Raw genomic sequence first — 25,642 nt, 5'->3', positions numbered from 1 at the left:
AGGTCGGCGGAGCGCTAGCGGAGCCGGCCGGCGCGCCGGCCTGCGTGGCCCAGTGAGCTTCAGCGAATCACTTGTAGGAACGCAGCAAAATGGGTGAGGCGACTGGATTCCTCAAATGGGCGCGGGAGACGCCGACGCGGCGGCCGGTGCCGGTGCGATTGCGCGACTGGAAGGAGGTCTACGAGGACTTCCCGGTCGAAGCGATCACCACGCAGGCCGGGCGCTGCATGGACTGCGGCATTCCCTTCTGCAACAACGGCTGCCCGCTCGGCAACCTCATTCCCGACTGGAACGACCTCGTCTACCGCAACCAGTGGCGGGAGGCGATCGACCGGCTCCACGCCACCAACAACTTCCCCGAGTTCACGGGGCGCCTCTGCCCGGCGCCGTGCGAGGCGGCGTGCGTCCTCGGCATCAACGCCGACCCGGTGACCATCAAGCAGGTCGAGGTCGAGATCATCGACCGGGCCTGGGACGAGGGTTGGGTCGAGCCGCAGATCCCCAGCGTGCGCACCGGCAAGCGCGTCGTCGTCATCGGCTCCGGCCCCGCCGGCCTGGCGACGGCCCAGCAGCTCACCCGCGCCGGCCACGACGTCGTCGTGCTCGAGCGGGCCGATCGCATCGGCGGTCTGCTGCGCTACGGCATCCCCGAGTTCAAGATGGAGAAGCGTCACCTCGATCGGCGCCTGGCGCAGATGGAGGCCGAAGGCACCGAGTTCCGCACCAACGCGGCGGTCGGTGACGGCATCGACATCGACGTCCTGCTGGCGTCGAACGACGCGATCGTCCTCGCCTGCGGCGCCACCGCCTGGCGTGATCTTCCCGTTCCCGGCCGCGAGCTCAACGGCATCCACCAGGCGATGGAGTTCCTGCCGTGGGCGAACCGGGTGCAGGAGGGCGACCTCGACGAGCCGCCGATCAGCGCGGCCGGCAAGCACGTGGTCATCATCGGCGGCGGTGACACCGGTGCCGACTGCCTGGGCACGTCCCACCGCCATGGCGCCAAGTCGGTCACCCAGCTCGAGATCATGCCGTGCCCGCCGGAACAGCGGGCGCCCAACAATCCGTGGCCGCAGTGGAGCCTCATCTATCGCGTGTCGTCGGCTCACGAAGAGGGCGGTGAGCGCGTCTACAGCGTCAACACCGAGCGCTTCGTCGACGACGGCAACGGCAACGTCAAGGCCCTGTTGATCCACGAGGTCGAGATGGTCGACGGCCGCTTCACCAAGGTGGAGGGCACCGACCGCGAGCTGCCCGCCGACCTCGTGCTGCTGGCGATGGGCTTCGTCGGTCCCGAGCACGGGTCGTGGCTCGATCAACTCGGCGTCGACTTCGACGAGCGCGGCAACGTCGCCCGCGACGACTCCTACATGTCGTCGGTGCCGGGCGTGTTCGTCGCCGGCGACGTCGGTCGCGGCCAGAGCCTCATCGTCTGGGCGATCGCCGAGGGGCGGTCGTGCGCAGCGTCGGTCGACCGCTACCTCGTCGGCGAGACGACCCTGCCGGCGCCGATCCCTCCGACCGCCCGCCCCCTCGTCTGAGGGCCGGCGGTAACAGATGGTGCCAGGCACCATCTGTTACCGCCGGCGGGGCCGCGGCTCGCCCGGCTCGGCGGCTGCTTTACTGGAGTGATGCCGTCGTCGCGCCCGCGTACGGCACGGTGGAAGCTTGCGCTCAGCGCGATCGGAGCCGTCGTCGCCGCAACCGTCGTCCTGCCCACCGCGCCCGCCCGGGCGGCGGCCGCGCCGCCGGCCGTCGACGACGCGACGATCCAGCTGGCCATCGACGGCTTCTACTCGTACCTGTTCCGCAACGCCGAGGTCGATCCCATCGTCGAGCCCTGCCCGATCCTCACGCCCGAGCAGCTGGGCTGGTACACGCAGCAGTGGGGCGTGACCCCGAGCACACAGGGCTACGTGATCGACGCCGGCCTGAACGCCGACCTCGGCGACAACGTCTCGCTGTACTGCGGTGTCGATCTCGACCTGGTCGCCGCGTCACCCGACCCCGCCGCGCCGTTCGGCATCGGCCTCGAGGTGAGCTACCTCCTCGGCGCCACCAGCCTCGAGTCGGTCCTGGCCGCCGACGAGGGCACCGTGCTCGTGCCGGCCGTCGCCACGGTGGGGGGACAGCTCGGAGGGTGGTGCGGCTCCGGTGCCAACGCCGTGTGCCTGCTCCGGTGGTCACGCAACGAGCTGCTCATCTCGTTCGCCGTGGTCGGACCGCCGAGTGGCGTGCAGCAGCAGGCGATGGTCGACATGTTCGCGGCGATGCTGCCCGAGATGGTCGCCAACCTCGGCGCCTCCTACCGCGAGACGTCAGGGCCCACCACGCTGCCGTCGCTGCCGCCCCTTCCCGACAACCAGCCGACCGGCCCGACCACGACCGCGGCCGCAGCCACGACCGTGCCGCCCGCCACGACGATGGCTCCGGCGCCCGCCACGACCGTGCCGCCCGCCACGACGATGGCTCCGGCGCCCGCCACGACCGTAGCCCCGCCCGCACCGACCGTGGCCCCGGCCCCGACGACCGCCCTCGCGGCGAGCACGACCGTCGCCGCGCCGACGATCCCTGCAACGAGCACGACCGTCGCCGTGCCGACCGTCCCGCCCGTGCCGGTGACGACCGCGGGCCAACCGACGGTGCCGCCCCTGGTTCCCGCGCCCACCGTCGCCGTCCCGACGGCGCCGCCGCCCGGTCCGCCGCCGTCGACGTCGACCACGGAGCCCGCAGACGTCAACGGGTCGACCGGGGACACCGTGTCGACCGACACCCCGGTCGACACGGCGTCGACCGACGACGAGCCCTCGTCCACCGCGCCCGGCGACGGCGACGTCACGGCGTCGACGACCGACGAGATCGCCTCCACCGAGCCCGATTCGTCGCTTACAAGCGTCCCGGCCGGGGCGTGGGCAGAGGGGGAAGTGGCGATTCCGGCCGGCGTTCCGGGAGAGGTGTCCATCGTCATGCAGTCCGCGCCCGACAGCAGTGGCGTGTCGTTCATCCTGCGCAACGACACCGGCACCACCGTGTACGGCGTCGAGATCAGCGGGGTCGCGCGGGACGCCGACGGCAGGTTGGTGGCCACCGGCAACGGCTCGGTCGCCCCCGACGAGATCCCCGCCGGCGGCTGGGCGATGGGCCGCCTCAGCTTCGGCTACGACTCGCTGGTCGGTGACGAGGAGCTCGAACTGGCGGTGACGGGAGTCGAGTCGGGCACCTTCCGCGACCCGATGCTGCTCACCGTGACGGAAGCCACGCTCAATCCCGGCGCCTACACCGACGAGCTGGTCGGCATCGCCCGGAACGACGAGTCGGTCGCGGCGAGCTTCCCGAGCGCGTCGGTGGCCTGCTTCGACGGCGACGAGCTGACGGGCGTGTTCCACGGCTACGGCGACACCGACGACGTCGCCCCCGGCGCCACCACACCGTTCTCCGTCAGCATTCCGTCGGACGTCCTCTGCGCCACGTGGGTGGTCCTCGCCGAGGCCTGACGCGAACCCGGCGACAGGCCCTGGTCCAGGTGTCGCGCTGACCGTTGTCGGCGCCTCGGCCTCGTTACGCTGAGGGCTCATGACGGCGACGACCGCAACGGGCCAGGGCGAACGACGAGGCTGGCATCGCCGCGCCGGCCTCGCCGGCCTCGGCGCGCCGCTGATGCTGGTGGTCGCGCTGGCGGCGTGCGGTGGCGACGACGGCGACGTCACCGGACCCACCACGGTGACGATCAAGCCCAACAGCTACGCCACCGTTCCGGCCGTTGGCGCGTCGACCACGCTGGCGGCAGGGGAGACGCCCGGCACGGCCGGTGAAGACGGCCGCGTGCCGGGAACCCAGCAGTACACGGTCCGCAGCGGCGACTTCCTGTCGTCGTTGGCGAACAAGCTGGGTATCGACGACTACAACGAGATCTGCGAGATCAACCGGTGGGACGCCTGCCCGCCGAACGACTTCTATCCGGGGACGGTCATCACCATCCCGCCCAACGCGTTCGACGTGGCGACCATCGACGAGGAGGAACCCGAGGACGAGGAGGACACCTCGTCCGACGGCGACGCCACCGAGACCACCGAGGAGGAGTCGTCGAGCCTCGTCGACGACGGCGGCGAGAAGTGCCCCGACGGATCCGATCGGAGCACCTACGACATCGTCGCCGGCGACTACCCGGCACGCGTCGCCACGAAGCTCGACCTGACGGTCGACCAGCTCCAGATCGCCAACGCCAACAACCCGGCGTGGAACACGTTCATCGTGGGCCAGGAGCTCTGGCTGCCCTGCGACGTCGACTGACCGCAACGCCGGCGCGTCGGCTCACCGCCCTCGCTCGGCGGGCGTCGGCGGGTCCGTCGAGCGCTGAGAAACGCTGCACTATGGTGCACGACGTCCGTCCGAAGACCCCGAGGGAGGTTGACGTGCACGTCAAGCGACCAACTCTTGCCATCGCCGCGATCGCGGCCGTTGCTGCCGGCCTGGTGGCATCCACATCCGTCGGCGCCACCACCGCACCGCCCAGCGAGGGAAGCGGAGCGGAAGGCGGCGACTGCGAGATCGCGGACGTCCCGATCGGCGCGGCCCTGAGCCTCACCGGCGCCGCCGCGGCGTACGGAGAGAGCCAGCAGCGCGGCCTCGAGCTCGCCCGCGACGAGCTCAACGAACGCGGCGGGGTCACCTACGACCTGCGCATCGAGGACGACGCCACCGAGCCGACGCAGGGCATCACCGTGTTCGAGGGCTTCGTCAGCGACGGTGTGGCGGCAATCATCGGCCCGACGCTCTCGAACGGCGCGATGCAGGCTGATCCCGTCGCCCAGGACGCCGGTGTGCCCGTGCTCGGCATCTCCAACACGGCAGCCGGTGTGACCGACATCGGCGACTTCGTCTTCCGCGACTCGCTCACCGAGGGTGCGGTCATCCCCCAGACGATCGAGGCGGCGGCGTCCACGCTCGGCATCGAGAGCGTCGTCGTGATGTACGCCAACGACGACGCCTTCACCCAGTCGGGCTACGACGCCTTCGCCGCGGCGCTCGAGGAGCAGGGCATCGAGGTCCTCGACACCCTCACGTTCTCGAAGGGCGACTCCGACTTCCGGACCCTGCTCACCGAAGCCCAAGACGCCGAGCCCGACGCCCTCGTGGTGTCGGCGCTCATCGAGGCGGCGATCCCGCTGGTGTCCCAGGCACGGGAGATCGGGCTCGAGGTGCCGATCATCGGCGGCAACGGCTTCAACTCGCCGCAGCTGATGGCCGACGCGGGCGAGGCAGCCGAGGGCGTGGTGGTCGGCGCGGCGTGGAACTCCACCTCCGACAATCCGGAGAACCAGGCGTTCCTCGAGGCATATCGCGCGGCGTACGACGCCGAGCCCGACCAGTTCGCCGCCCAGGCGTACACGGGGCTCTACCTCATCGATGCGGCCATCCAGAGCACCTGCTCGATCGACCCCGTGGAATTGCGCGACAGCCTGGCCGGACTGGCCGACGTGCCGACGCCGCTCGGCAGCTTCAGCTTCGACGAGAACCGCGACGCGGTCCACCCGGCCGTGGTGCAGATCGTCGAGGACGGCGCCTTCGCCGTGCTCGCGAGCGGGAGCGACGGTGCCGACGGGAGCGAGACCGCAGCCAGCGCCCCGGCGGGCACCGAACCGTCCACCACGAGCTGACCATCCTGCTGCCGCTCCGGCATGCAACAACTCGTCAACGGCATCTCGAACGGGGCGATCTACGCCCTGTTCGCACTCGGCTTCACGCTGGTCTTCGGTGTGCTCGACCGCCTCAACCTGGCCCATGCCGGCGTCTACGCGGCCGGTGCCTACATCGGCATCGAGCTCGTGGCCGACGCCGGCTGGTACATATGGCTGGCGATCCCCGGCGTGTTCGTTGCCGGCGCGGTGCTGGGCATCGTCATCGACCGCCTGGCGTTCGCCCCGTTGGCGCGCCGGCCCGACGCCCACTTCGGCGGGATGATCTCGTCGATCGCGCTCGGCACGATGTTCGTCGCCCTGCTCCAGCAGCGCTACGGGCCGGCGACCCGCCGCTTCCCGCCCGACACGTTCCCGCACCACCGCTACGAGGTCGGCGACGTTCGCATCACGCTGCTCCAGATCGTGATCGTGGCCGTCAGCCTCGGATTGACGCTGCTGCTGTGGCTGCTGGTCACCAAGACCGGCATCGGCCGTGCAATGCGCGCGGTCGCCGAGAACCCGCACGCGGCTCGCATCGTGGGGGTGAACGTCAACCGGATCACGGCGTCGACGTTCGCCCTCTCGAGCGGCCTCGGCGCAGTCGCCGGCGTGCTGTTCGCCCTCAACGTGAGCAGCGCCGAGCTCGACATGGGCTACAACATCGAGCTCAAGGGACTGGCGGTGATCATCGTCGGCGGGATGGGTTCGATCCCCGGCGCGCTCGTCGGCGGCATGGTCGTCGGACTCGCCGAGGTGCTGACGATCCAGTACGTCGGCTCCACGTGGCGGGATGTCGTCACGTTCGGGCTGCTCGTCCTCATCCTCCTGTTGCGGCCGCAAGGGCTGTTCGGTAGTCGCCAGGTGCGCGAGGTCTGAACGGTGATCGAGGAGTCCACCCTCATCCTCATCGCGATCAACGGCGTGCTGGCGTACTCGTTCTACGCGGTACTGATCGCCGGCCAGCTGAGCCTGGCCCAGATCGGGTGCGCCGGCGTCGCCGCCTTCACGGCGGCCAAGGCCGTGCCCGACGACACGGTGGCGGGCTTCATCCCCCCGCTCGCCGTGAGCGTGGCCATCGGGATGTGTGTGGGGGCGGCCGCGGCGTTCCTGATCGGCATCCCGGTGATGCGGCTGCGCGGTGTCTTCCTCGCCATCGCCACGCTCGGCTTCGCCGAGATGGCCCGCATCACGCTCAACAACATGTCGTGGACCGGCGGTGCGCTGGGAATGCGGGTCGACAAGCTCATCACCTTGCCCATCGCCATCGGGTTGCTGGCCGCCGTCGCCTATTGGTTCGCCCGGCAACGCCGGTCCCGGCTCGGACGGGCGCTCGCCGCGGTGCGCGAGGACGAGCTCGCCGCCCTGGCGATGGGCATCGACGTCGTCCGCTACCGCCTGATCAGCTACGTGACGGCGGGGGCGATCGCCGGGCTCTACGGCGTCATGTACGCCCACTTCACGCGGTTCATCGAGCCCAACAACTTCAACTTCCCGGCAGCCGTCGATGGTCTGGTCAAGGCGGTTGTCGGCGGCACCGCCGTGTTCGTCGGCCCCGTGCTCGGTTCGGCGTTCTTCGAGTTCATCCCCGACATCCAGCGGGCGCTCAACATCGAGGCCGGCTGGATCCGGCCGTTCATCGCCGGGGCGCTCCTGCTGGCGGTGATCCTCTTCCTGCCCGGAGGGTTCGCCAGCCTGGTTCCGGTGACACGGCGGGGGCGGCATCGACCCCAACGCGCGGAGGCCATCGGCGCCGGGGACGCCGCGGTCGCCGTCGGCCGCCAGGACCCGGGGTCGCTGGGCGACGCGGCGCCGCTGGTGCGGGTGCGGGGCATGGGCAAGAGCTACGGCGGCGTGCACGCCGTTCGCCACGTCGATCTCGACGTCCTGCCCGGCGAGATCGTCGGGCTGATCGGCCCGAACGGGGCGGGCAAGACGACGCTCGTCAACATGCTGAGCGGTCTGGTCGCTCCGACCGTGGGCGACGGCGACGTGCTCGGCGTCCGGCTCGATCAATCGACCCGGGCCGACCGGGTGTCCCGGGCTGGTATGAGCCGGACGTTCCAGCACGCCAAGTTGTTCACCCGGCTCACCGCCCTCGAGAACGTGCTCGTCGGTGCGCATCACGTGACCCGGCCGACGTTCCTCCGCCGGCTCGTGTGGATGCCTTCGGCGGCGCGTGACGAGGAGGATGCCCTGGCCCACGCGTGGGTCCAGCTGGAGCGCGTCGGGTTGGGTGAGCGGGCCACGTCGCTGGCCGGCGAGCTCGCCTACGGGGACCAGCGACGCCTCGAGATCGCTCGGGCCCTCGCATCCAATCCGTCGTTGTTGATCCTCGACGAGCCGGCGGCGGGGATGAACCACGTCGAGGCGTCGGCGCTCGGCCGGTTGATCGCAGGGCTCCCGGACCAGGGCGTCTCGGTGCTGCTGATCGAGCACAACGTCCGCATGGTGCTGGCCACCTGCACGCGTGTCGTGGTGCTCAACTTCGGCGAGGTGATCGCCTCGGGCACGCCCGACGAGATCGCCGCCGACGAGACGGTGATCGAGGCCTATCTCGGGTCCGACGCACCGGTCGGGGACGACCGATGACCGGCGCGGCGTTGGTGGTGGAGGGCCTGTCGGTGTCCTACGGCCGGGTCCAGGCGGCCCGCGGCGTGTCGTTCGAGGCGCCGGCCGGGTCGCTGATCACGCTCGTCGGAGCCAACGGCGCCGGCAAGACGTCGGTGCTGTCGGCGGTCGCCGGGCTGCTCAAGCCGAAGGGCGGCCGCGTGGTGTTCGATGGACGCGACGTGACCCGGCAGCCGGCCCATCGCCTCGTCGGCGCCGGTCTGGTCCTCGTGCCCGAAGGACGCGAGATCCTCGGCGGGCTGACGGTGCACGAGAACCTCCAGCTCGGCGGCTGGCAGCGATCGGGGAGCAGCGGCGGACGGATCGCCGAGATGTACGAGCTGTTTCCGGTGCTTGCCGAACGCCGGGGCGCGCCGGCGAGCTCGCTCTCCGGTGGCGAGCAGCAGATGCTGGCGATCGCTCGCGCCCTCGTCGCCGACCCGTCGGTGCTGATGATGGACGAGCCGTCGATGGGCCTGGCGCCGCGCATCGTCGACGAGGTATTCAACGTCATCGCTGCCATCCGCGACACCGGCACGACGGTCGTGCTCGTCGAGCAGAACGCCCGTCGTGCGCTGCGCGTCGCCGACCACGGCTACGTGATGGAGACCGGTGAGATCGTGCACGACGGCCCCGGCCTCGAGCTGCTCGCCGACGAGCGGGTCGTCCAGGCCTATCTCGGCATCGATTGACCCATCCGAGTGTTGAACCGCTCCCGAGGGTCGGACGCGCTGTGGGCGGTAACAGATGGTGCCTGGCACCAGCTGTTACCCGGACCCCATCGCCGCCGGGCTCGCTGGCGCTCGCGCCGTCGGCCGGCTTCGCTTCGCTCAGCGCGCCGTCGGCCGGCTTCGCTTCGCTCAGCCGAGGTCGGGCCAGCGGCGCTGGGGCGGCTTGCGCCAGGCGGCGACGCCGCGCTTGCGGCGATCGGCGAGGGCCCACTGGCGCCGCCAACCGGTGTAGGCGGGGCCGGTGAGCGACGGGGTCGTCCCGGCAGCCGCCCTGCGGCGTGCCGACCAGTAGTCGGTGGACGCCTCGTCGGCGAGCTCGGCGACGGCCCGCTCGATGCGCTCGTTGAGGCGCCGCGTCGACTCACCCTCGTGGGGGCGGATCGGGCGACCGAACGTCACCCGAGTGCGCCCCGGCTTGAGACGCTTGGCGCCCTTCGGGAACACGGTGTCGGTGCCATCGATGTGGACGGGCACCACGGGGACGCCCACCCGGTTGGCGAGGTAGGCGGCGCCGCCCTTGAACGAGTGACCCCAGCCGTCGGGTGAGCGGCCGCCCTCTGGATAGATCACGAGGCTCCAGCCACGCTGCAGCAGCGTGGCCATCTGATCGGCCGACTTGCGGCCGGTGGCCTCGCGGTCGATCGGCACGGCGTTCAGCGACAGCGCCGACAGACGCGCCTTCCAGCGCTTGTCGAAGAAGTAGTCGGCGGCGGCTGCGGTGAAGAGCTTGGGCCGCCACACGTCGGGAACGGCCCGCACCATCAGCGCCGTGTCGAGGTGGCTGTGGTGGTTGGGCGTGAAGATCACCGGCGCGGGACCGTCGTCGCCGGCGGTGCGCACGAGATCGTCGAGGCGGTCGTGCCCGAAGATGTCGGGCGCGGCCAGACCGTCGACGAGCGCCTTCATCGGCCCGGCGACGATGACGGCCCTGGCCACCTTGGCGACGGGCGAACGCGCCCAGCGAGTGTCGTAGTCGGCCCCGAGCTCGGACGGCTCCTCGGGCACCTCCACGCCGCCCGGCACGGTCGGCGCCCGATAGGGGAAGCCGACGTTGCGCGCCGGCCGCGTCGCCTTGGCGACGGCGTCCTCGACGCGCCCCGCGGCCCGAGCCGCGACCTTGAGATATCGCGCCGAGCTCACGTCACCCGCCGGGCACCGAACTCGGATGGGACCACGCGCTCAGTGCACATCGGCGATCATGAGCGGCGGGGCCTTGATGTGCGTGATGGTGGGGGAGCGGCCGACCACGTCCGAGGCCATCTCCAGTGCATCGTTCAACGTCGACGCGGCGGTGAAGCCGAGCCGCCGTACGGCCTTGGGGTTGCCGCCGACGATGATCACCTTGCCGCAGTGACGCAACCCGTGGGCACCCCAATACCACATGTAGAACGGGTGCACGCCGTGGTAGGCGTTGCCGGTGCGGTAGAGGTGCCGGTACCAGTCGTCGTAGGCGTAGCGCTCCTCCCACTTCTTCGACATCTCGTGCGGGTCGGTCGTGTCGGTGAGCACCTGCTCGTAGAAGTCGATGTAGCTCGGGTGGTGCACCGGGTTGAAGTCGGGCTCGGTGGGGTGCGTCATGATCACCACGCCCCCCTCCCGCACCAGCGGCTTGCCCCGGTACATGTTGAACAGGTACCCGAGACCCATGCACATGACCAGGATCGGGTTCATGATCGAGTGAACGTTGTACGGGCAGATGTAGGGGATGCCCATCGTCAAGATGTCGGTCTGCCCGTGCACCTCGACGAGCTGTTGACTGTGCACGTTGGCCACCGTGATCTTGTGCACCGCCTCGACGTCGCCGCACTGGATGCTCGTCACCTGGTGCGGGGACTCGATCGAGTGGAGGATCTTGCGGGCCGCCGGGGTGGGCATGGCGCCGAGTCCCTTGGCGGTGCCGAGGTAGAGCGCCCGGTCCTTGGCGTTCCATTCCCACTCGCGCTTGGACAGGAACGAGAACGGCTTGGGGAACGTGTCGGTGTTGAGCGTGGTCTCGATCTGGAAGACCTTCACGCCGCCGTCGGTGAGCACCTTGCCCATGCGCCACGTGGCGTGGTGCATCTCGCTCTTGTGGTGGTCCATGAAGCTCTTGCTGTTCTCCATGGTCACCGGGTTGTGGTGGTGACGCAGCGACTTGTACGACGCCAGACCGATCGCCGTCGACTTCCACCCGCCGTCCATGGCGACGAGGTTGATGTTGACGTAGACGAGCAGATCCGACGTCGCCGCCCGCTTGTTGATCTCGACCTCTTCGCCGTGCGGCGTCTCGCCGAACGACAGCAGGTTGTCGGCGTCCTCGGCGTCGTGCTGGTACAGCGCGCCGGACGGGGCGAAGGCGTCGTAGACGCGGTCGCCGACGGCGTGGCGCAACTCGGCCTCGGTCATCCGCCGGTGCAGGGCGAGGGCGGCGATGATGTGCACGTCGTCGACGCCGGCCTCGGCGGCGAGGTCGAGCACGGCCTCGATGACGCGCTGGCGGATGTCGGGACGCTGCATCTTCGGCAGCGGCAGGCTGACGTCGTCGAAGGCGATCGTCAGCTTCATGCCCGGGAACAGCAAGGCCCGCAACGGTTCCTTGTCGATCGGGTGCTCAAGGGCGTGGCGGATGGCGCCGTCGATGTCGTCGATCGAGTCCAGGGGCTCGGGCGCGTACACGACGCGGCTGCGGTCGGCCGGCAGCTTCTCGAGGCGCAGACCGTCGCCGTGCCAGAACAGGATCGGCGGCGTCGAGCGATCGACATCGAGCACGAATCCGGGGCGCGGCATCAGCCCCGCCCTCCGTCCGCCCGGTCCGACCCGTCCGAGTGTTGAACCGCGCCGGAGTGTCGAGCGCCCACCTGGAGGGCAGTCGGCACTCGGATGAGGTCGGGCGATGTCGTCGGCGGAGGCGTCATGCCGGCTCCCTGAGGTCGAAGGCGATCTTGATGGCGCCCCGTCGGCCGGCGGCCCCGGCGTGGGCGATGGCGTCGACGTGGTCGGCGAGGCGGTAGGTGGCCGACAGCCACCGCTCGGCCTCGATCGCCGTGGCGGTTTCGATGGCGAGATCGAACGTTCGGCGGCGGCTGCCGTCGACGAGCGTCTCGGTGCCGTAGGTGTAGGCGCCGACGAGTTCTGTCTCGCGGTGCCACAGGCCGGTGAGGTCGAGCGTGACCTCCGCCGGCATGCCCATCAGCGTGACGCGGCCCCGCGGACGGGTGAGCCGCAGGCACTCGGCGATCGACGCCGCCGTGCCGACGGCGTCGATGGTGGCATGGGCGCCGCGTGAGAGGTGGTCACCGACGATCCGGCACCCGTCGAGGCGGCGCACGGCGCGGGCGAGCTCGGCGGCCGGCACCACGTGATGGGCGCCGAGCAGCCTCGCCGCCGCTTGTTGGTGGGGATAGCGGGCGCCGACCACGACGACGGCGTCGGGCACGTACCGCACGAGCCCGGCGACCGCGGCGAGCCCCATCGTGCCGGCGCCGAGCACGGCGATGATCGGCTCGGCCGTCGCGGCGGCGGACGCCCCGGCGGCGGCGAGGAGGGCGGCGTGGATGCCGCCGGCCAACGGCTCGACGAGGACGGCCCGTTCGTCGGGGACGTCGTCGCCGATGCGGTGCAGTTGGCTCTCGTGGGCGACGAACTCCGGCGCCCAGCCCCCGCCGGTGGAACAGCAGAAGCCCGTCTGGATGCCGGCGTCGATCACCGTCTCGTCGGCGAGGTGGCCGTAGTCGTCGCCGTCGCCGGGTGCGGCGCCGTCGAAGGGCGGCGGGAAGCCGCGGGCGGCGTGGCCCAGCACCGGCTCGAGGATCACCCGGGTTCCGTCGTCGAGCTGGCCGACCACCTCGTGGCCGGGGACGAACGGGAACGAGACGAGGTCGTCGAAGTACGTCGACGCGTGGCCTTCGATCATCGACAGGTCCGATCCGCAGATGCCCGACAGCCGCGTGCGCACGCGGTGCCAGCCGTCGCCCGGGAGCTCCGGCTCGTCGACGCTCGTGTAGTCGAGCGGGCCGACCCGCGCCGCCGCCGCTGATCCGAGAGCCGACGCCACGCGAGCAAGGCCGAGACGCGGCACCGACCGCTTGATCTGCAGCGCCTTCACCGCCGCCTCCCGCGATCTGTGAGCCCACAGCGCGCATACCCGCGCCGAGCGCTCACAGTTCGCCGCGCCGGCGGTCGCTCGAGGATTCGTGTGACGCGCGTGTCGCGATTTCGCGACCGTTGACGCCTGAGAATGCTGTCGCGGGTCATGCGAACCTCTCGCGGCGGTCGCGTTCGGACATCACGGGGGCGAAGGGGAACGGGCGGGTGGCGTTGCCGCCCGCCTTGGCCCAGTGCTCCACGAGCCAGCCCCGCTTGCGGGCGATGGCGGCGAGCCGGGTCTCGGGGTTGACGGCCACCGGGAAGCCGACCGCCTCGAGCATCGGCAGGTCACTCGAGGAATCGGCGTAGGCCACCGACTCGGCGAGCGACAGGCCCTCGGCCTCGGCGTAGTCGGCGAGGATCTGCGAGCGGGCCTCTCCGGTCGGCGGCACGGTGGTCATCTCACCCGAGTACGTGCCGTCGGGCCGGACCGACATCTCGGCCGAGATGACCTCGTCGAACAGCGGCCGCAGCCCGGCGACGGCGAAGTCGAGCGCCCCGGTGATCAGCACCGTGCGGTGCCCGAGCGCCTTGTGCTCACGCACGCGGCGCAGGCCGGCCGGGAAGCTCTTGGTGAGGATCACCTGCGTGAGCAGTTCGCGTGTGTCCTGCTCGATCTGCTCCACCGGCGCGTGCTCGTAGCGGCGGTAGAAGTGCCGCAGGAAGTCGGTGCGGTCGGCCCGATCGAGCTTGAGCATCCGCGGTGCCTCGGCCAGGGTGCGCAGCACGTACCGAACCCGCTCAGCCGGATCGAGCCGGCGGGTGGCGATCCACGAGTAGCTCTCGACGACGTTGGAGGCGATCAGCGTGTTCTCGAGGTCGAACGCGGCGATGTGGCGGTCGGGGGACAGCACCTGCTTGCGCAGCCGTTTGTTGCGATCGGTGGTCGTCTTGCCCGGTGCCGTCTTGACACGGCTGTGGCGCACGATCGACGGCAGGTGGATCTCGGTGACGTAGTGGTGCCAGTCGACGCTGCGCGGGTCGAAGTTGAACGCCTCCTGGTCGGCGGCGTCGAGGCGGTCCCACACCGACAGCAATTGGTCGACCTCGTAGATCGCCTCGCATTCCGTGTAGAGGCCGTACAGCTCGACGTACTCGAGCGCCCGCTCGACTTCTTGACGCTTCGTCTCCAGCTTGGCCGACAGCTCGGCCTGCTTGCCCCGCAAGGGCAGGGCGTGCAGCATCTTCTCGCCGCGGTCCAGCACCGCCTTGGCCTTGGTGAGCTGGCCCTGCACGCGTCCGCGGCCGGGGAAGCGGAACTCGGGGACGACGATCGGCTGGCCCTCGCTGTCGTACACGGGGTGCTCGGTGAACCAGTCGCGGATGTCGTCGACGAGCGCCTTGTACTTGAGCGGGTTGATGCCTCCGGAGGCGACCTGCACGATCGGTGGCGAGTCCGCCGCGCCGACGCCGGCGACGGTGATGATGGCGGCCACGACGAGGTCGACCGGGATGACGTCGACGGTGCCCTCGGGAACGCCCGGGAACTCGCTGAGCAGACCACGGGCGTAGGAGAGGATGACCGGCTCGGCCATGCGGAAGCCGCGGATCCACCCCGGGCGCGGCTCGGCCCACGCCGACTCGATGATCGACGGCCGCACGATCGTGAACGGCACCCGGAGGCCGGTGTCGGTCGTCGCCGCGTTCGCCGCGACGGTGTCGGTGAGGGCCTGCTCGCCGAGCGCCTTGGTGAACGCGTAGGCGTCGGGCCAGCCGACGCTCGCCGCGCGCGCGCGCCCGGCGGTGACGAGCTGGTCCTTCACCCATCGCTCGCGGAGTTGCTCGGTCTTGGCGGCGAGCGCAGGCGCGCCGGCGGCTCCGAGCTCGCTGCGCGCCGCCGCCCGGAATTCGGCGAGCTGATCGGGGAGCCGGCTGGCCGCCTCGCTGTCGCTGCGCAGGCGACGGGCGGCGGTGACCTCGTTCTGCCACGACAGGCCGAGGTCGAACGGTCCTTGGCTGACCAGCTCCTCGGGCGCCCGTCCGCGGCGGTTGCCGGCCACGTAGCACGTGGACACGGCGACGAGGTGGGGGAGGACGCCATTCGGGTTGGGGCCCAGTTCGTGGAGCAGGTTGGCGATGCGGGTGGGCCCGAGCAGGTTGATCTCGATCGCCGAGTCGAGCGGGGAGTCGAACGACACGGTGGCGGCGGAGTGGATGACGACGTCGCAGCTGGCGAGCGTGCGCCGGTCGTCGGCGTCGAGTCCGAGGCCGTCTCGCCCGACGTCGCCGCGGATGGTCGTGATGCGCCGCGCCGTCATCTCGTCGAACGATTCGCCGCCGCGACCCCGGCCGTCTCTGTGGCTGGCGCGAAGCCGGTCGAAGGCGTCGTTCTTCAACAGTTCCTTGCGCACCCGCTCGGGCGCCGGGGTGCGCTTGCCGTCGCGCACGAGGAGGACCAGCGAGCAGTCGGGCACGGAGCGAAGCAGGCGCTCCACCAGCGCCGTGCCCACGAACCCGGTGGATCCGGTGATGGCGATGCGCTTGCCGGCCAGGCTCTCGGCGATCACGCGCTGCTGCGTTCCATACGAGCGATTCGCTGAAGCTCAGTGGCCACGCCGTGATCTGCCTGCGCAGCGTGAACGGCTCGGTCGGAGCAAGCTCCTCCGTCCCCTTGGCCGATCGGACTTCGGGACGCTCGCTGCGCTCGCTGAACGGGAGGCATCACGGACCTTGTTCTATCACGCCCGGCGACGTCTCTCTACCAGTTGGTAGAGAGACGTGCTAGACCGATGGCGTGGCGGTGGTCGCGACATCGACCCGGGGCCGGATCCTGGCCGCGGCGACCGAGCTCTTCGGCACGCGCGGCGTCGACGCCGTCTCGCTCGACGAGATCGCCGCTGCCGTCGGGGTGCGCAAGCAGACCGTGTTGTACTGGTTCGCCACCAAGGACGAGCTGGTCGACGCCGTGTTCGCCGACGCCGTGGCCCAGATGGGCGCCGTCATCGAGGCTGCCGTGCGCGCCGCGCCCGACGAGCCGCTGGCCCGCGTGGACTCGGTGGTGCGCGCCGTCTTCCGTGCGGCCGTGCGCACGCCGCCCCTGCTCGGGCTGATGCGTGAGCTGAGCAGGCTCCCCGAGGCCCGGGCAGCCCGCCTGCGGGAGCGGTTGGTCCCGCTGGTCGACCGCGCCGTGGCGTATCTCGGCGCGGAGATGGACGCCGGCCGGGTGCGTCGCAGCGATCCGCGCCTGCTCGCATCCCTCGCCGCGGCAACCGTCACCGGCATCGCCACCGACCCCGAAGCGCTGCGGGCCGTCGGCTGGCACGCCAACCTGGTCGAGCTCCGTCACCTCCGCACCGAGTTGCGCGCCTTCCTCCGCGCCGCCCTGTCACCCCACGCCTGAGCCTCGCGTTCTGCTGGAGCCAGAACACCGTGTCACGGCGTTTTCGCGCCACCAGAACAGCGACCGAGTTTCTGGTGGAGCCAGAACGTCGGGGCACGGCCTCTTCGCGCCAGCAGAACGATCAGCGAACGTCGGGCGGGCTCAGTGTTTCGTGTTGCGGCGGCGGCGTTGCGAGCGGGCGACGGCGAGATCGACGAGGCGGTCGATCAGCTCCGGGTACGACACGCCGGCGGCCTGCCACAGCTTCGGGTACATCGAGATCGGCGTGAAGCCGGGCATGGTGTTGGCCTCGTTGCAGAGGAACCCGCGGCCGGGCCGCCCCTCGGCGCCCTCCTCGAGGAAGAAGTCGATGCGGGCGAGGCCGTCGCAGCGCAGCGTCTTGAAGACGCGCACGGCCAGGTCGCGGACCTCGGTCGTCTGCTCGGGGGTGAGCGGCGCCGGAATCAGCAGCTGCGCGCCGTCGGTGACGTACTTGTCCTCGTACGTGTAGAACTCCTCGCCGGGCACGATCTCGCCGGCCCCGGAGGCCTCGGGGCTGGTGCCGCCGAGGACGGCGACCTCGATCTCGCGACCCGTGATCGCCTCCTCCACGACCACCCACTCGTCGTAGCCGAGGGCGTAGTCGATGGCGTCGCGCAGCTCCTCGACGTCGTGGGCCTTGGTCACACCGACCGACGACCCCATGTTCGACGGCTTCACGAAGCACGGCAGGCCGAGGTCGGCGGCGATCTCGGCCGGCAGGCCGGGCGTGAGCTCGTGCTCGCCGAACGCCCGGAAACGGGCCTGGGGGATGCCGTTGACGGCGAGGACCTGCTTGGCCATCGCCTTGTCCATCGACAGGGCCGAGCCGAGCACCCCGGATCCGACATACACGGCGTTGGCGAGCTCGAGGAGTCCCTGCACGGTGCCGTCCTCGCCGAGCGGGCCGTGGAGCAGGGGCAGCACGACGGTCAGTTCATGGTCGATGTCACGGTCGGCGTCATGCTCGGCGGTGACGGCGCCGGCGCCGCCCGCGGCGACGATATCGCCGACCGACACGGCCGGACCGGCCACCTCGAGGCGGCTCGGCAGGGCTCCGGGCCCGGCGTCGAGGGCGGCCTGGGCGCCCTCGCTGAGCATCCACTCGCCCGAGGTGGAGATCCCGATCGGGGTGACGCGGTACTTGGCCGGATCGACCGCGGCGAGCACGTGGGCGGCCGTGACGCAGCTCACGTCGTGCTCGGCCGACTGGCCCCCGTACAGGACCACGAGATGGATGCGGCTCATGGGTGCCAACGGTACTTGCCGGCCTGCTCTCCGACCGCGGCACCAGCGTCTGACGGGATGTGCCTGGGCGGTGAGCGGAAAGGCCGTGCCAGGCGGAGGGCCACCCGGCTCGCCCGACCCAACCGGAGGGTACATACCGGACGCTTCGGTGGGGTACTTGCCCTCCCGTTCGTACCTGGCGGTGACCGGCCACTCGGCTCGCCCGACCGGAGGGCAAATACCGGACGCTTCGGTGGGGTATGTACCGTCCCGTCCGTGCCTGAGGTGTCCCCGAGGCGACCCACCGTCTCACCGACAACTACATGCCCTCTCCGCTCACCCTCCTGGCACATCCCGTCAGGCGCGAGCGGGGGACTCCCGACGCGGAGGACGGGGCGGTACCGTCTCGGGAATGCGGTTCCGTAGCTCCGAGGTCGCCTCGGCCACCGGCGGGCGCCTCGTCGGCGACGACGTCGAGCTGACCGGAGCATCGTTCGATTCCCGGTCGATCGGGGCCGGGCAGCTGTTCGTCCCCATCGTCGCCGAGCGCGACGGCCACGACTTCGCCGGGGCTGCCGTGAGCGCCGGCGCTGCGGCGTACCTCACCTCGAGGGGCATCGTCGCCGAGGGCCCGGCCATCGAGGTGGCCGACACCGCGGCCGCGCTGATGGATCTCGCCGCGTGGGGGGCCCGGCGCCTCGGCGACCCGTCGGGTGCCGGGACGATGATCGTCGGTGTCACCGGCAGCGTCGGCAAGACGAGCACCAAGGACCTCGCCGCGTCGGCCATCGGCGCCGGTCGGAGGACGACGGCCAACGAGCGCAGCTTCAACAACGAGCAGGGCTTGCCCGTCACCGTGCTCAACGCACCCGACGACACCGAGGTGCTGATCGTCGAGATGGGGATGCGCGGCTTCGGCGAGATCGCTCGCCTGTGTGCGATCGCCCCGCCGACGATCGGGATCGTCACCGCCGTCGCCGCGGCACACACCGCGATGGTCGGTGGCCTCGACGGCGTCGCCCGTGCCAAGGGCGAGCTCGTGGAAGCCCTGCCGGCGACCGGGACGGCGGTGCTCAACGCCGACGACGCCCACGTGCTGGCGATGGCGGGCCGTACCGACGCCCGCGTCGTCACGTTCGGCGAGTCACCGGCGAGCGACGTGCGCGTCGTTGCCGTCGAACTGGACGAGCTGGCCCGGCCGACGATCAGGGTGGTCACACCGTGGGGAGACGGCACCGCCCGCCTCGCCGTGTCCGGTCGTCACATGGCCGGGAACGCCGCCGCGGCCCTGGCCGCCGCGGGGAGCGTGGGCGTCGACCTGGCCACGGCGATCTCCGGGTTGGAACGGGCCACGTTGTCGCCCGGCCGCATGACCGTGCACCGCTTGAACTCGGGCGGCGTGCTGGTGAACGACGCCTACAACGCCAATCCCACGTCGATGCGCGCGTCGTTGCAGTCGCTGGTGGCGATCCCCGCCGAGCGCCGCATCGCCGTGCTCGGTGTGATGGCGGAGCTCGACGATCCGGCGTCCGGTCATGCCGAGATCGCCGGACTCGCCACCGCCCTCGGCATCGAGCTCGTCCCTGTCGGCACCGACCTCTACGGCCGCCCACCGGTCGATGATCCCATCGAGGCGGTCGGTCCGATCGGCCGCGGCACCGCCGTGGTCGTGAAGGCCAGTCTCGTCGGTGGTCTGCAGGCCGTGGCCGCCGAGCTGCTGGCCCGCAATCGCTGAATCGAGTCCCGTTCGTACAGCGCTACCGTCACCGTCATGACGGGTGACGTGGCAGCTGACCGCAACGACACGATGGCGGCCCTCGCCGCCGTCTCGGCGGTTCGATACGGGTCGCGGACCGCCGCCTCGTACCAGCGTGAGGGCGAGTGGCAGACCGTGTCGTACGACGAGCTCTGGCGACGGGTGGGTGACGTGGCGCTCGGTCTCGTCGATCTCGGGATCGGTGTCGGCGACCGCGTGGCCATCCTCGCCGAGACCCGCTTCGAGTTCATGCTCGCCGACCTCGCCATCAGCGCGGCCGGAGCCATCGTGGTGCCGGTCTATTCGTCGAACTCGGCCGACGAGTGCGAATGGGTCCTCTCCGACTCCGGCGCCGTGGCGATCGTGTGCGAGACCCCGGCGCAGCTCACCAAGATCGAGTCGGTGCGTGGGGCGCTGCCCGACCTCCGCACGGTCGTGCTCATCGACGGCTCGGCGCCGGGGGCGATCACCCTCGACGAGCTGGCGTCAGTGGGGCGTGGCGTCGCAGATCGGAGCGAGCTCGACCGGCGCGCCGCGGCAGTCGGGCCCGACGACGTCTGCCTGATCGTCTACACGTCGGGCACCACCGGCCGGCCCAAGGGCGTCGCCCTCGCCAACGCCGGCTTCGCCGCCGGTCGCCACGCCGCCGTGGAGATGCAGCTGTTCGAGCCCGGTGACTCCGTGTACCTCTACCTCCCGCTCGCCCACGTCTTCGCTCAGCTCGTCATGGCCGTGGCCCTCGAGATCGGTGGCACGCTCTCGTTCTGGGGCGGCGACCCGGCACAGATCGTCACCGAGCTGAGCCAGGTGAAGCCGACCGTCCTGCCCTCGGTGCCGCGGATCTTCGAGAAGGTGTACGCCGCAGCGATGGGCATGATCCCGCCCGAGCGGGCCGACGAGGTGGCGACGGCGATCGAGGTCGGCGTTCGCGTCCGGGAGGCCCGCATCACCGGCGAGCCGGTCTCGCCCGAGGACGAGGCGATCTTCGAAAGATCCGACACCGAACTGTTCCCGCTGGTGCGCGGGATCTTCGGCGGCAACGTCAAGCTGGCGATCTCCGGTGCCGCGCCGATCGCCCCCGAGATCCTGCGCTTCTTCTACGCCACCGGTGTCCCGGTGATGGAGGGATGGGGGATGTCGGAGACCACCGGGATCGGCACGGTCAACCTGCCGGCGGCCCATCGCTTCGGCTCGATCGGCCGCCCGGTCGCCGGCAGCGACATCCGCATCGCCATCGACGGCGAGATCGAGATGGCCGGCCCGATGCTGCTCAAGGAGTACTGGCGCAACCCCGAGGCCACCGACGAGGCGCTCACGCCCGACGGCTACCTGCGGACCGGCGACCTCGGCTCGATCGACGAGGACGGCTACGTGTTCATCACCGGCCGCAAGAAGGACATCATCATCACCGCGGGCGGCAAGAACCTCACGCCGGCCAACCTCGAAGGCGACCTGCGGCGTTCGCGGTGGATCTCGCAGGCCGTGATGTTCGCCGACCGCAAGCCCTACCCCGTGGCCCTGATCACGCTCGACGCCGAGGTCGTGATCCCGTGGGCCACCGCCCAGGGCCTCGATCCCGATCTCGCCTCGCTCGCCACCAACCCTGAGCTGATCGCGCTCATCCAGGCCGACCTCGACGCGGCGAACGCCAACTACGCCCGGGTCGAGCAGATCAAGAAGTTCACCATCCTCGGCCACGACTTCAGCGTCGAGTCCGGTGAGCTCACGCCGTCGTTGAAGCTCAAGCGCAACGTGGTGTACGCCAACCACACCGACCACTTCGAGTCGATGTACGACTGACCGGCCGGGCGGTCCCAGGTGTTGTGGGCTCGCCGGAGCCCACTGCGGTCACGACAGGGCGTCGAGCGGATCGACGGAGTCGCAGCCGAGGAACTCGGCCACCGGCTCGTTGGTCACGGCCCCGCCCACGGTGTTGACGCCGAAGGCGATCGCCGGATCCTTCCGCGCCGCGGCGGCCGGGCCGTGGACGGCGACGTCCTGCAGGTAGGGGAGCGTCGCGTTGGTGAGCGCGTAGGTGCTCGTGTGCGGGACGGCGCCGGGCATGTTGCCGACGGCGTAGTGGACGACGCCGTGCAGCTCGTAGACCGGCTCGTCGTGCGTGGTCTCCCGGATCGTCTCGATGCATCCGCCCTGGTCGACGGCAACGTCGACGATGACGGCGCGCTGCTTCATCGACCTGACCATGTCCTCGCTGACGACGACCGGAGCGCGTCCCCCGGCGACCAGGACGGCCCCGATCACCAGGTCGGCATCGGCCACGCTGCGCTCGATGGCACCCCGGTTCGAGGCCAGCGTCATGATGCGACCGCGGTGGATCTGGTCGACCCACCGCAAGCGATCGAGGTTCTTGTCGATCAGCACCACCTCGGCCTCCATGCCGGCGGCGATCCACGCCGCGTTCCAGCCGACGTTGCCGGCGCCGAGCACCACGACCTTGGCCGGACGGACGCCCGGTGCTCCGCCCATCAGCATCCCGCGGCCGCCGTTGTGGCGCTCGAGGAAGTGGGCGCCCATCTGGGGGGCGAGGCGGCCGGCGACCTCGCTCATCGGCGCGAGCAGCGGCAGCGCGCCGTTGGCGAGCTGCACCGTCTCGTAGGCCAGCGACGTCGTCTTGGCATCGATGAGGGCCTGGGCGACGGCGGGGTAGGCGGCGAGGTGCAGGTAGGTGAAGAGCACGAGGTCGTCGCGGAGGAACTGGAACTCTTCCGGTTTGGGCTCTTTGACCTTCACCACCATCTGTTGTGACCACGCGTCGGCTGCGGTGGGGACGATGTCCGCACCCGCCGCGACGTAGTCGGCATCGCTGATCGAGGCGCCCTCGCCGGCGCCGGCCTCGACGTAGACGTTGATGCCGTTGCGTTCGAGCTCGCGGACGCCGTCGGGGGTCATCGCCACGCGGTGCTCGGCCGTCTTGACCTCCTTCGGAACGCCGACGGTCGTGATGGCGGCTGTTCGGATCGGGCGTTCCGCGGACGTCATGGGCCGTACTGTAGAGGGCGGCCCGGACCGGGGCGTGCGACAGCTCTCTTACAGTTCGGCGACATTCGTCGTCGCCGCGATCCGCGGGGCAAGATGGCGATCTAGCGTGCCTGTCCGGGGCCGAGGCGGCGCCCGACGGGCAGGGCGTGCGGGTGGCCGCCGACGGGTCGGATCGAATCCAGGAGGCACACATGGGCAGGTCGAGAGGCCGGCTGGTTTCGGGCATCGCGGCGGTGGTGGTCGCCGCCGTCCTCGGTTTGCTGCCGGCGGTGAGCACGCACGCCGCCGTGCCCCCCGATGGCGGACCGAGCACGTTCGAGTTCTCGCGTCAGCTGGCCATCGACGCGGCGAAGATCCGGCTCGCTCGGTACGTCGGCGCCAACCCGCCCGACACCGCGGCGCCCACCGCGCCCGCCTGTCCGGTGGCCAGCACCGACGTGATGAATGCCGCGGCGTCGGCCGGCGGGCTGCAGGCGCAGCTCGATCCGTGGTCCGCCGTCACCACCTCCGAGCCCGAACTCCGGCCGGCATCCACGCCGGTGGGTCAGGTCGGTGGCCTCCCGGTGATCACGTGCTCGACGAGCCGGCCCGGTGACGGCTCGGTCACCCGGCCGACACTGTTCGCCGTGACCCTGCGGGACGGCGTGTCGTTCTCCGACGTCGCCCGGCGGTACGGCGTGGAGCCGGTCCTGCCCGTGCAGCCGGCCGGCCTCGGCGGCCAGATGGCCGGGAGTTGTCTCACTGCGGCGAGCACGGGCTCGTGCGTGGTGATCTGGCAGTCGAACCGGCTCGTCATCGGGATGACACTGGAAGGCCCGGCGGCGGGGGTCGGGCCCTCGTCGGCGTCGACGGTGATGACCGCGGCCGTGCCGCAGCTCCTCGACGAGCTCGCCGTCATCCGCGGCGCGCCCGCCGAGTGCACCGCGGCGGCGATCGCTGCCGACACCGGGATCACCCTGCTCGCCGAGCCTGTGTGCAACGACGGGTGGGCGGTCGGCAACAGCACGCCGTGCCCCACCGACACCGGGTGCCTCACGTCCGATGTGTTCCACATCGACAACGACGGTTGGAAGCACAACGGCCTCGTCGATCACGCCTGCGCCGAGAACTTCGCCGTGCTCGGCATGACGGGCGTGACGGCCCAGGAGTTGGTACAGCCTTGCGATTCGGACGCCCGCACGCTGCGCGGCGGGTCGATGGCCCCCGGCAGCACCGGCCAGCGGGTGACGGGCCTCCAGGTCGCACTCGTCGCCCTCGGCTACGAGTTGCCGATCGACGGGACGTACGGGCCGCTGACGACCGCGGCGGTCGTCGACTTCCAGACCGGCGCCGGGATCATCGTGGACGGAAGGGCCGGCCGCCAGACCCAGGCGGCGCTCGGGATCTGACCGATGCGTACTTCCTCGTTCCAGCGGCCGTTCCGGACGGTCGCCGCGCTCGCCGCTGCGGCGGTGGGGATCGGCCTCGTCGGCGTCGCCGCGCTCACGCCGTCCACGGCGTCGGCGGTCTTCGACATCGGCCGAGCGAAGGCCGAGCTGGCTGACTTCGTGTCCGCCAACCCGCCACTGCCCGCCGGGTCCGACGCGCCGGCGACCGGCCCGCGTTGCCCGCTGGTCACACCCGAGGAGCTGGTCGCCGTGGCCGCCGCCGTCGGGACGGACCTTCGCACCGACTTCACCGCCTGGTACGGGTTCGCCCGGGTCGACGCCGAGCTCCACTCCGACACCGGCGACAGGGTGACCGTGGTCAACTGCATGGCGACGCCCGCTGCGGACGGGCTGTCACTGTTCGCCCTCGACATCTCCCGGTTCGACGCCGCGTCGGGACTGGACTTCGACCGCGTCGCCCGGCGCTTCGGCGTCGGCAACGTCGTGCGCGTCGAGCCGCCGACCATCGGTGGCGAGATCGCCGGACGCTGCGAAGGTGGGCGGTGCCTGGCCCTCTGGCACCGGGAAGGGTTCGTGCTCGGCTTGGTGCTCACGGGTGGCGCGCAGCGCTCGGTCGCCGAACTGCTCGTCGACCTCGTCCCGGAGTTCGTCGACACGCTGATCACCGGCCTGCCCCCGACCACCACCACCACCACGACGACCACCACCACGACGACCACGACGACGACGCCCACCGGTTCGACCACGTCGACGACCACGACGACGACGACATCGACGACCACGACGTCCACGACGACCACGTCCACGTCCACGACGTCCACGTCCACGACGTTGGCGCCGACGACGTCGACCACCACGACCACCACGTTGCCGCCGACCACGACCACGTCGACGACCACATCGACGACGCTGCCGCCGACGACGACCACGTCGACGACCACGACAACCACGTCCACGACGACCACGTCGACGACGCTGCCGCCGACGACCACCACGTCGACGACCACGTCGACGACGCTGCCGCCGACGACGACCACGTCGACGACCACGTCGACGACGCTGCCGCCAACCACGACGACGGAGCCGCCGACGACCACCACGTCGACCAGCACGACGACGCTGCCGCCGACCACGACGACGGAGCCGCCGACGACCACCACATCGACCAGCACGACGACGCTGCCGCCGACCACCACGACGACGACGATCGTCGCCGCCGAGTCCCTGTGGGAGATCGTCAGCACCGACCCGCTGCTGACGCAGTTCGCCGGTGCCGTGCAGTCGGCCGGTCTCGTGGACCTGCTGACCGGTCTCGACCCGGAGCACCCGCAGCTGACGGCCCTGGTCCCGACGAACGACGCGCTCACGGCCCTCGCCGAGTGGCCGGCGATCCAAGCCGATCCCGATCGGCTCGAACGGTTCGTGCTCGCCCACCTCCTGCCCGGAGCGGTACCCGCGATCACGCTGTTCACGCCGACCGATCCGCCCACCGAGTTCCGCACGCTCAACGACGACCTGCTCGTCATCGACCCCGTGGCGCTGACGATCAACGGAGCGCTGATCGAGACGCCCGACCTCCCCGCGCCCAACGGCCTCCTCGACATCGTCGACAGCCCGATCGTGGTGCCACCACCGGCACCGCCCGAAACGGTGCCGGCCACCGAACCGCCGCCCGCTCCGGCGACCGAGCCGGTGGGCACCGCGCCACCCGGCCCCTGACGAGTCGCGGAGGGCCCAGCAGCCGGACGGTCGACGACGTGCTACAACTCGTC

At 71.0% G+C, this 25,642-nt stretch carries 18 protein-coding genes; 12 read left to right on the top strand and 6 right to left on the bottom strand.

What is annotated here, in order from left to right; all coding sequences use genetic code 11:
* The first annotated feature begins 89 nt into the window (after positions 1-89).
* The 7 genes from DN771_RS12945 (at position 90) to DN771_RS12915 (ending at position 8,977) form a co-directional block, all read left to right on the top strand.
* Positions 90-1,541, top strand: a complete 1,452-nt coding sequence (locus DN771_RS12945; protein WP_116997944.1) for a glutamate synthase subunit beta — start codon at positions 90-92, stop codon at positions 1,539-1,541.
* Positions 1,542-1,631: 90 nt separating this feature from the next.
* The gene (locus DN771_RS12940) at positions 1,632-3,494 is read left to right on the top strand and encodes a hypothetical protein (RefSeq protein ID WP_116997941.1); all 1,863 of its coding nucleotides are present in this window, start codon (positions 1,632-1,634) and stop codon (positions 3,492-3,494) included.
* Positions 3,495-3,573: 79 nt separating this feature from the next.
* On the top strand, positions 3,574-4,290 hold the full coding sequence (locus DN771_RS12935; protein WP_116997940.1) for a LysM peptidoglycan-binding domain-containing protein: 717 nt from the start codon (positions 3,574-3,576) through the stop codon (positions 4,288-4,290).
* 122 nt (positions 4,291-4,412) lie between these two features.
* Positions 4,413-5,657, top strand: a complete 1,245-nt coding sequence (locus DN771_RS12930) for an ABC transporter substrate-binding protein (RefSeq protein ID WP_205528565.1) — start codon at positions 4,413-4,415, stop codon at positions 5,655-5,657.
* A 21-nt stretch (positions 5,658-5,678) separates the two neighbouring features.
* Positions 5,679-6,554 carry a branched-chain amino acid ABC transporter permease gene (locus DN771_RS12925; RefSeq protein WP_116997937.1) on the top strand — a complete coding sequence of 292 codons (876 nt, stop codon included), beginning with the start codon at positions 5,679-5,681 and terminating at the stop codon, positions 6,552-6,554.
* A gap of 3 nt (positions 6,555-6,557) precedes the next feature.
* Positions 6,558-8,267 (top strand): branched-chain amino acid ABC transporter ATP-binding protein/permease, encoded by a 1,710-nt coding sequence (locus DN771_RS12920; RefSeq protein ID WP_116997935.1) that lies wholly within the window; start codon positions 6,558-6,560, stop codon positions 8,265-8,267.
* Positions 8,264-8,977 carry an ABC transporter ATP-binding protein gene (locus DN771_RS12915; RefSeq protein WP_116997933.1) on the top strand — a complete coding sequence of 238 codons (714 nt, stop codon included), beginning with the start codon at positions 8,264-8,266 and terminating at the stop codon, positions 8,975-8,977. Before DN771_RS12920 ends, DN771_RS12915 begins: the two co-directional genes overlap by 4 nt.
* A 168-nt stretch (positions 8,978-9,145) precedes the next feature.
* Here DN771_RS12915 and DN771_RS12910 read toward each other — a convergent pair whose 3' ends face one another.
* The 4 genes from DN771_RS12910 to DN771_RS12895 all read right to left on the bottom strand — a co-directional run bounded on the left by DN771_RS12910 (position 9,146) and on the right by DN771_RS12895 (position 15,648).
* Positions 9,146-10,156, bottom strand: coding sequence for a lysophospholipid acyltransferase family protein (locus DN771_RS12910; RefSeq protein ID WP_116997931.1), 1,011 nt, complete (start codon positions 10,154-10,156; stop codon positions 9,146-9,148).
* Positions 10,157-10,195: 39 nt separating this feature from the next.
* Positions 10,196-11,782: an NPN-dependent hydroxyacid isomerase, LarAH14/15/16 family gene (gene larAH / locus DN771_RS12905; RefSeq protein ID WP_193615367.1), complete on the bottom strand. Its 1,587-nt coding sequence runs from the start codon at positions 11,780-11,782 to the stop codon at positions 10,196-10,198.
* Positions 11,783-11,906: 124 nt separating this feature from the next.
* Positions 11,907-13,100: a zinc-dependent alcohol dehydrogenase gene (locus DN771_RS12900; RefSeq protein ID WP_162941883.1), complete on the bottom strand. Its 1,194-nt coding sequence runs from the start codon at positions 13,098-13,100 to the stop codon at positions 11,907-11,909.
* A 145-nt stretch (positions 13,101-13,245) separates the two neighbouring features.
* Positions 13,246-15,648: an HAD-IB family phosphatase gene (locus DN771_RS12895; RefSeq protein WP_116997926.1), complete on the bottom strand. Its 2,403-nt coding sequence runs from the start codon at positions 15,646-15,648 to the stop codon at positions 13,246-13,248.
* A gap of 227 nt (positions 15,649-15,875) precedes the next feature.
* Here DN771_RS12895 and DN771_RS12890 point away from each other — a divergent pair, with 227 nt between their 5' ends.
* Positions 15,876-16,481: a TetR/AcrR family transcriptional regulator gene (locus tag DN771_RS12890; protein ID WP_116997924.1), complete on the top strand. Its 606-nt coding sequence runs from the start codon at positions 15,876-15,878 to the stop codon at positions 16,479-16,481.
* 141 nt (positions 16,482-16,622) lie between these two features.
* On the opposite strand, the gene DN771_RS12885 is transcribed toward DN771_RS12890, so the two are convergent.
* Positions 16,623-17,747: a D-alanine--D-alanine ligase family protein gene (locus DN771_RS12885; RefSeq protein WP_116997922.1), complete on the bottom strand. Its 1,125-nt coding sequence runs from the start codon at positions 17,745-17,747 to the stop codon at positions 16,623-16,625.
* 391 nt (positions 17,748-18,138) lie between these two features.
* On the opposite strand from DN771_RS12885, the gene DN771_RS12880 reads away from it, so the two are divergent.
* Together DN771_RS12880 and DN771_RS12875 are read left to right on the top strand one after the other, a co-directional pair.
* Positions 18,139-19,461, top strand: a complete 1,323-nt coding sequence (locus DN771_RS12880) for a UDP-N-acetylmuramoyl-tripeptide--D-alanyl-D-alanine ligase (protein ID WP_116997920.1) — start codon at positions 18,139-18,141, stop codon at positions 19,459-19,461.
* 36 nt (positions 19,462-19,497) lie between these two features.
* Positions 19,498-21,282, top strand: a complete 1,785-nt coding sequence (locus tag DN771_RS12875; protein ID WP_116997919.1) for an AMP-dependent synthetase/ligase — start codon at positions 19,498-19,500, stop codon at positions 21,280-21,282.
* A gap of 48 nt (positions 21,283-21,330) precedes the next feature.
* Here DN771_RS12875 and ald read toward each other — a convergent pair whose 3' ends face one another.
* Entirely contained in the window at positions 21,331-22,482 is a 1,152-nt protein-coding gene (gene ald, locus DN771_RS12870) for an alanine dehydrogenase (RefSeq protein WP_116997917.1), read from the bottom strand.
* A gap of 191 nt (positions 22,483-22,673) precedes the next feature.
* On the opposite strand from ald, the gene DN771_RS12865 reads away from it, so the two are divergent.
* Together DN771_RS12865 and DN771_RS30055 are read left to right on the top strand one after the other, a co-directional pair.
* Positions 22,674-23,870 (top strand): peptidoglycan-binding domain-containing protein, encoded by a 1,197-nt coding sequence (locus DN771_RS12865; protein ID WP_116997916.1) that lies wholly within the window; start codon positions 22,674-22,676, stop codon positions 23,868-23,870.
* Between the two features lie 3 nt (positions 23,871-23,873).
* Positions 23,874-25,589 (top strand): fasciclin domain-containing protein, encoded by a 1,716-nt coding sequence (locus tag DN771_RS30055; protein WP_193615366.1) that lies wholly within the window; start codon positions 23,874-23,876, stop codon positions 25,587-25,589.
* The last annotated feature ends 53 nt before the right edge of the window (positions 25,590-25,642 follow it).

Origin of the sequence: Desertimonas flava (genome assembly GCF_003426815.1) — a bacterium.
Lineage (GTDB): Bacteria > Actinomycetota > Acidimicrobiia > Acidimicrobiales > Ilumatobacteraceae > Desertimonas > Desertimonas flava.
Note: the sequence above shows the minus strand (reverse complement) of the source record. Positions and strands in the feature narration are given on the sequence as shown.